Source organism: Gordonia sp. UBA7599 (assembly GCA_002477755.1).
GTDB lineage: Bacteria > Actinomycetota > Actinomycetes > Mycobacteriales > Mycobacteriaceae > Gordonia.
This window is the reverse complement of the sequence record DLKD01000131.1, coordinates 48239-54252: the sequence shown is the minus strand read 5'-3', so window position 1 is coordinate 54252 and position 6014 is coordinate 48239. Positions and strand designations below refer to the sequence as shown.

The window sequence follows — 6014 nt, the reverse complement described above, 5'->3', positions numbered from 1 at the left end:
ATGGCAAAGAAGGCTCTGGTCAACAAGGCCAACAAGAAGCCCAAGTTCGCCGTGCGCGGCTACACGCGTTGCAACAAGTGCGGTCGTCCGCACTCGGTGTACCGCAAGTTCGGCCTGTGCCGCGTGTGCCTGCGCGAAATGGCGCATGCCGGCGAGCTGCCGGGCGTGCAGAAGTCCAGCTGGTGAGCTGACGGTCCGTCCGGACCGCATACACGAACAACTCGACGACCCCGCCACGTGAGGCGGGGTCGTCGTGTGGTCTGGCCGGGTGCTTTCCCGGGGCGGTACGGCCTACCGCGGTCCCGCTCATGCCGAGGCGTCGTGGATGAAGGTGCGTCCCAAGGAGAGCAGTCGACGATCGGCCGTGACGAACGTGAGATTCTCGGCCCTCGCTTGGGCCACCAGTGCGCGGTCGAACGGGTCATGTCCGAGCAACTCCGGAAAGTCTGCAAGTAGCTCAGCGTGCTCACCGGTAAGGGGCATCTGACGCAGGCCCTCCTCTTCGAGCGCCGCCGAGAGCGTGTTCGGCAGATCGATCCGACCCATGAGTGCCTTGATCGTCAACTCCAACACGCTCACAGCCGAGTAGTAAACGGGATGCTGGCTAACCAGCAGTTCCTCCGTCTTGGAACCCAGTCGACCATCCCCGCGAAGCAGCCAGATCAACACGTGACTGTCGAGCAAGAGCATGGCTCAGACCTCGTCGAACATCGCAAGGATCTCGGCTTCGGTTTCCTCGGTGAAGGCATCCTCCCAGTTCGGCCCACCGAACCCCGGTCGCCCTCCGATACGGACGGGGCGATGGGCGACTGCCTTCCACTCCATGATCGGAATCCCGGCGCGTGCGACGATGACGGTTTCGCCCTTCTCGACCTCGCGAGCAAGCTTGGACATCTGGGTCTTGGCTTCGTGGATGTTGACGGTGATCGGCATACCACCAAGGTTAGTCCATTTGGTCCACTTGGTCTATTGGACTAACGTATGCTGCCGGGCGTTTCACCCGTCACCCGTTTGAAGGCCGCTGCGAACGCGGCTTCCGAGGCGTACCCCAGACGCGTTGCCACTGCGGCGACGGTGGACCGCTCGTCGCGCAGCAGGGTGATGGCCCGCTGCATCCGGATCGCGGTGACGTAGCGCATCGCCGACTGCCCCATCAGTTCGGTGAAGCGTGCCGAGAATGCCGAGCGCGACATGCGTGCCACCCGGGTCAACGATGCAATGTCCCATTCGCCGCCTGGATCTGAGTGGATCGCGGTCAGGACCCGCGAAATATCCGGGTCACGCAGGGCCGCCAACCACCCGCGCTGCGGCGACTGCTGCATGTGAAACCGGAACGCCTGCACGACGAGGGCATCCGACAATCGGGCCAACAGCACGTCGCCGCCGTCCGCAGGCGAGGTGGTTTCGGCTCCGAGCGCGTCGATCAACGGGCCGACCGACAGCGGTCCGCTCGAGGGTGCGACGACGACGCGGGGAAGTGCGGTGAGGACCGGGTGGCCGGTGGCGGGCACGACGAAGGCGCCGCATAGCAGGGTGCACGGGCCGGTGCCGACCAGGGAGTGCGAGTCGCCGCGCGGCAGGATGACCACGTCACCGGCGACGAGTCGGGTGGTCTCGCCGTCGCCCAAGTCCAGGTCGCACTCACCCGCGGTCACCGCGTGCACTCCGCGCAGCCCGTCCTGGTTGAACGGAACGCGGAACGGGCCGTCATACTCCAGCCAGCGGTACCCGACGTGGGTGAAGTGGAGTTCGTCGACGACGGCGGTCAGCGCGTCCATCGTCGTCTTTGGACGAATGCGCAGGATTGCCGGACGCTCACGGATTCATTGTGCCGCGCCTCGTCCGTAGCGTCGCTGCCATGACACAAACACACACCGAAACGCACCCATCGACGGCCGCACTCATCGCCGGCTTTGCTCAGGTCAAGCTACCCGTCACCGATCTGGCCCGCAGCATCGCGTGGTACCGCGACGTGTTGGGGCTGCGCCATTGGACCGAGTTCTCCGAGGAGGGACAGGTGCGCGGCGCGGGCCTGATCGACCCCGATGGCCGGTTCAACATCGCTCTGCGGCTGCGCGAGCACTGCGCCGGCACACCCGATCTCACCGGCTTCGACGTGGTGGCCTTCACCCCGGCATCGCGTGCCGCGATGGACGATCTCGCCGCTCACTGCGATCGACTCGGCGTCGCCCACGGCCCGTGCGTCGAGGGGCCGGAGGGTGCCCGCCTGGACATCCCTGATCCCGACGGAACCGTGCTGCGGTTCTACCACTTCACCGCGCCGACCGACGGGTTCACCGGAGTGGTGCTCGACGACGGTGTGACGACCGCGACGTACCCCGCAACGCGCTTGACGGTGGTGGGTTGATCGGGGACCGCATCGGGGACCGCAAGCTGGTCCTGGTCAGTTCGGCGTTATCGGCCACAACCGGCCCAAGCCCTGGTGTTCCGGGCGATAGATTGGACATGTGGAAATCACCCTCATGCACACCGTCGACGGTCGTAAGAAGCTGCACCTCGACGACTACATCGCCGAGCTGGCCCGCTTTGAGGCGGAAGGATTCCGCCGCATCTGGGCCACGCAGATGCCCAACGATCCGGATGCGCTGACGGTTCTCGCCGTCGCGGGGCGGGAGGTGCCGCGGATCGAATTCGCCACCGGTGTCCTGCCCATCCAGCCGCAACACCCGATGAACCTCGCCCAGCGGGCGCTGACCGTCAACGCCGTCACCGGAGGCCGATTGGTGCTGGGTATCGGGCTGACCCACCAAGTCGTCACCGAGGGCATGTGGGGTATCCCGTACAACCGGCCGGTGCGGCGCATGGCCGAGTTCCTCGACGGTTTGCTGCCGCTGCTTTCAGGCGAAGCGGCTGACGCGGCTGGCGAGCTCACGACGACCCGCGGTGCGATGAGCCTCACCGAGGTGCCCGCGCCGCCGGTCTACCTCGCCGCACTGGGTCCGCAGATGTTGAAGCTGGCCGGTGCCCGCACCGCCGGCACCGTCACCTGGATGACCGGGCCGAAAACCCTCCGCGACCACATCGTCCCGAGCTTGCGTACCGCCGCGGAGTCGGCCGGACGTGCCGCGGGCGACGTGCGGACCGTCGCGTTTCTGCCCGTCGCCGTCACCGACGATGTCGACGGGGCGAAGGAGTCCGCAGCGCGTCAGTTCCGCATGTATAACTCGCTGCCGTCGTATCGCGCCATGCTCGACCGCGAGGGCTACGACACCCCCGTGGACGCCGCGATCATCGGCGACGAGGCGACGGTCACCGCGCGGCTGGGCGAACTCGCCGACGCCGGCGTCGACGAGTACGTCGGCATCGTCTTCGACCGCGACGCGGGGGTGCGTGACCGCACCCGGGAATTGCTGCGCAAGCTCGACAGCGTCTGAGCCGCGGTATCGGTCAGATGCCGCCGCGGGCCAGGCGGTCGACGACGTCGATGAACAAGTCGATCTCGTCGGTCGTGTTGTAGAACGCGAACGACGGCCGCACCGTCTGCTCCACCCCGAGGCGGCGCAGAATCGGCTGCGCGCAGTGGTGCCCGGCGCGCACGGCGATGCCTTCTGCGTTGAGCGCCTTGCCGACTTCGAGGGGTTCATGACCGGCCAGGACGAAGCTCAGTACGCTGGCTTTTTCGTCGGCGGTGCCGATGATCCGGACGCCGGGGATCGCGGCCAGCCGCGGTGTCGCGTACTCCAGCAGGAGGTGCTCGTACGCGGCGATGCGCTCGATTCCCAGGTCGGCGACGTAGCGCAGCGCGGTGCCCAGCCCGACCGCGTCGGCGATGTTGCCGGTGCCGGCCTCGAACTTGTTGGGTGGACCCTGGTAGATGGCGCGCTCAAGCGTCACGTCGGCGATCATGTTGCCCCCGCCCTGCCACGGCGGGGTGTCGGCAAGCGCGTCCTCGGTGCCGTAGAGGACGCCGATCCCCGTCGGCCCGACGATCTTGTGTCCGGAGAACACGAAGAAGTCGGCGCCGAGGTCGACGACGTCGATCGGCATGTGAGGGATCGACTGCGCGCCGTCGATGAGGACGCGTGCACCGTAGCGGTGCCCGATTTCGACGATCCGCTTGGCCGGTGTCACCGTGCCCAGCGCGTTGGACACCTGGGTGGCCGCGACGATCTTGGTGCGCGGGCCGACGAGGCGTTCAAGCTCGTCGAGCAGCAGGTTGCCCCGGTCGTCGACCGGTGCCACCTTGATGACGGCACCGGTCTGCTGGCTGACCAACTGCCACGGGACGATATTCGCGTGGTGCTCGAGATGGGTGATGACAATCTCGTCACCCTCACCCAGGTGCTTGGCGCCCCACGACTGCGCGACGAGGTTGATGGCCTCGGTCGTGCCGCGTACGAAGACGATGTCCTCGCTGCGGGGGGCGCCGATGAACTTGGCGACGGTGTCACGCGCATCTTCGTAGGCGTCGGTCGCGCGGGCGGCCAGTTCGTGGGCCGCGCGGTGGATGTTGGAGTTCTCGTGCTCGTAGAAGTACGAGATCCGGTCGATCACCGCCCGCGGTTTCTGCGTCGTCGCCGCGTTGTCGAACCACACCAGCGGCCGGCCGTTGACCGTCTCGGACAGGATCGGGAAGTCGCGGCGTACCTCCTCGACGTCGAGCGGACGGTCGCCGGTCGTCGCGACCGACGGCGGCTCCGGTTCGACGACCTCGATCGACGCAACTTCTGGCCCGGACTCGTCGACGCTCTCCTCGGCGGGAGCGGCGTCGACGAAGTAGTACGGCGAAGCGCCGGCCGCGCCATCGGCGAAGTAGAACTGCGGGACCGCGGTGAGTTGCTCGAGTGCGGATCCGCTGGGGGCGGCTGCCCCCGGGGCGACGGTTGGTAGTCCTACCGGTCCGGGGACGTGCGGGACGAACGGCGCACCGGTCCCGGTGACGATCCGCTGTGCGGAGGCGTAGAGCTGGCCGGCGAGCGCCGACAGTTCCGCGGTGCTCGCCGGCCACTCGCCATCGGCTTGGGCGGAGCGGAACTCGCGCGGTTCGTTGGGCAGGCGCGGCTCAGGAGTAGTCATGGAAGTTGTCCACCGCGACGTCGTCGAGCACCGCGAGGGCGTCGTCGGTCAGCGCGGCCAGGGACGTGTACAGCGTGACGAGGTACGACGCGACGCCGGCACGGTCGATCCCCGAGAAGCGCACCGCCAGGCCCGGCGTCTGGCTCTGGCCCTCGAGTTCAGGCTGGAAGAGGCCGACGACGCCCTGGCGTTCGACGCCAGTGCGGACCAGGATGAACTTGGTCTTGCCCTTCTCGACGGGCACCTTGTCCGACGGGATGATCGGGATGCCGCGCCACGTCAAGAACTGCGAGCCGAAGAGGCTGACCGTGGCTGGCGGGACACCGCGGCGGGTGGCCTCGCGGCCGAACGCGGCGACGCCGAGCGGGTGGGTGAGGAAGAAGCCCGGCGACTTCCAGACCTTGGTGATCAGCCCGTCGAGGTCGTCCGGGGTGGGCGGGCCGGTGAGAGTGGCGACGCGCTGCTCGGGGACCGCCTGCGCCAACAGCCCGTACTCGGGGTTGTTGATGAGTGCGGACTCCTGGTGCTCCTTGATGGTCTCAATGGTCAGCCGCAGTTGTTCGGCGACCTGGTTGTGCGGGCTGGAGTACAGGTCGGAGACGCGGGTCTGGATGTCCAGCGTCGTCGCGATCGGACGGAGCGTGAACTCGCGCGGGTGGGTCTCGTAATCGACGTAGGTCTGGGGCAATTGGCCGTCGAGGTCGGACTCGCCCTGCGCGACGTGGACCGACACCCGGTCGGGGTTGGCCACGCGGTTCACCCGGTAGATACCGGCCTCGACGGGGACCCATTGCAGTAGGTCAAGGAGCCAGCGAGGGGTAATCGTCTCCAGCTGGGCGTTGGTCTTAGTGGCGTTGGCGAGTTGCCGTGCGGCGAGATCGCCGAGCGCCTGGGACTCATTCTGCGGGTTGGTCACTGGAATCCTCCGTCTCGGGGCAGGGTGTGCCGTCTCGGGGGCCAAGTATGCGCCGCGAGCA

General features: G+C 67.5%; 8 protein-coding genes. 3 read left to right on the top strand and 5 right to left on the bottom strand.

Annotated features, from left to right (window positions below):
- Window positions 1-186 (top strand): type Z 30S ribosomal protein S14, encoded by a 186-nt coding sequence (locus B4L26_RS14745; RefSeq protein WP_020791084.1) that lies wholly within the window; start codon window positions 1-3, stop codon window positions 184-186.
- Between the two features lie 120 nt (window positions 187-306).
- On the opposite strand, the gene B4L26_RS14740 is transcribed toward B4L26_RS14745, so the two are convergent.
- The 3 genes from B4L26_RS14740 to B4L26_RS14730 are packed head-to-tail and all read right to left on the bottom strand — an operon-like array spanning window position 307 to window position 1778.
- On the bottom strand, window positions 307-690 hold the full coding sequence (locus tag B4L26_RS14740; protein ID WP_290719925.1) for a type II toxin-antitoxin system VapC family toxin: 384 nt from the start codon (window positions 688-690) through the stop codon (window positions 307-309).
- A gap of 3 nt (window positions 691-693) precedes the next feature.
- Window positions 694-933, bottom strand: coding sequence for a type II toxin-antitoxin system Phd/YefM family antitoxin (locus tag B4L26_RS14735; RefSeq protein ID WP_290719922.1), 240 nt, complete (start codon window positions 931-933; stop codon window positions 694-696).
- A gap of 41 nt (window positions 934-974) precedes the next feature.
- On the bottom strand, window positions 975-1778 hold the full coding sequence (locus B4L26_RS14730) for an AraC family transcriptional regulator (protein ID WP_290719920.1): 804 nt from the start codon (window positions 1776-1778) through the stop codon (window positions 975-977).
- Window positions 1779-1858: 80 nt separating this feature from the next.
- Here B4L26_RS14730 and B4L26_RS14725 point away from each other — a divergent pair, with 80 nt between their 5' ends.
- Window positions 1859-2368, top strand: a complete 510-nt coding sequence (locus tag B4L26_RS14725) for a VOC family protein (protein WP_290719918.1) — start codon at window positions 1859-1861, stop codon at window positions 2366-2368.
- A gap of 100 nt (window positions 2369-2468) precedes the next feature.
- The gene (locus B4L26_RS14720; protein WP_290719915.1) at window positions 2469-3395 is read left to right on the top strand and encodes a TIGR03564 family F420-dependent LLM class oxidoreductase; all 927 of its coding nucleotides are present in this window, start codon (window positions 2469-2471) and stop codon (window positions 3393-3395) included.
- A gap of 13 nt (window positions 3396-3408) precedes the next feature.
- On the opposite strand, the gene B4L26_RS14715 is transcribed toward B4L26_RS14720, so the two are convergent.
- Window positions 3409-5037 carry a family 2A encapsulin nanocompartment cargo protein cysteine desulfurase gene (locus B4L26_RS14715; protein WP_290719913.1) on the bottom strand — a complete coding sequence of 543 codons (1629 nt, stop codon included), beginning with the start codon at window positions 5035-5037 and terminating at the stop codon, window positions 3409-3411.
- The gene (locus tag B4L26_RS14710; protein ID WP_290719912.1) at window positions 5024-5953 is read right to left on the bottom strand and encodes a family 2A encapsulin nanocompartment shell protein; all 930 of its coding nucleotides are present in this window, start codon (window positions 5951-5953) and stop codon (window positions 5024-5026) included. The genes B4L26_RS14715 and B4L26_RS14710 overlap by 14 nt, the downstream gene beginning before the upstream one ends.
- Window positions 5954-6014: the final 61 nt, after the last annotated feature.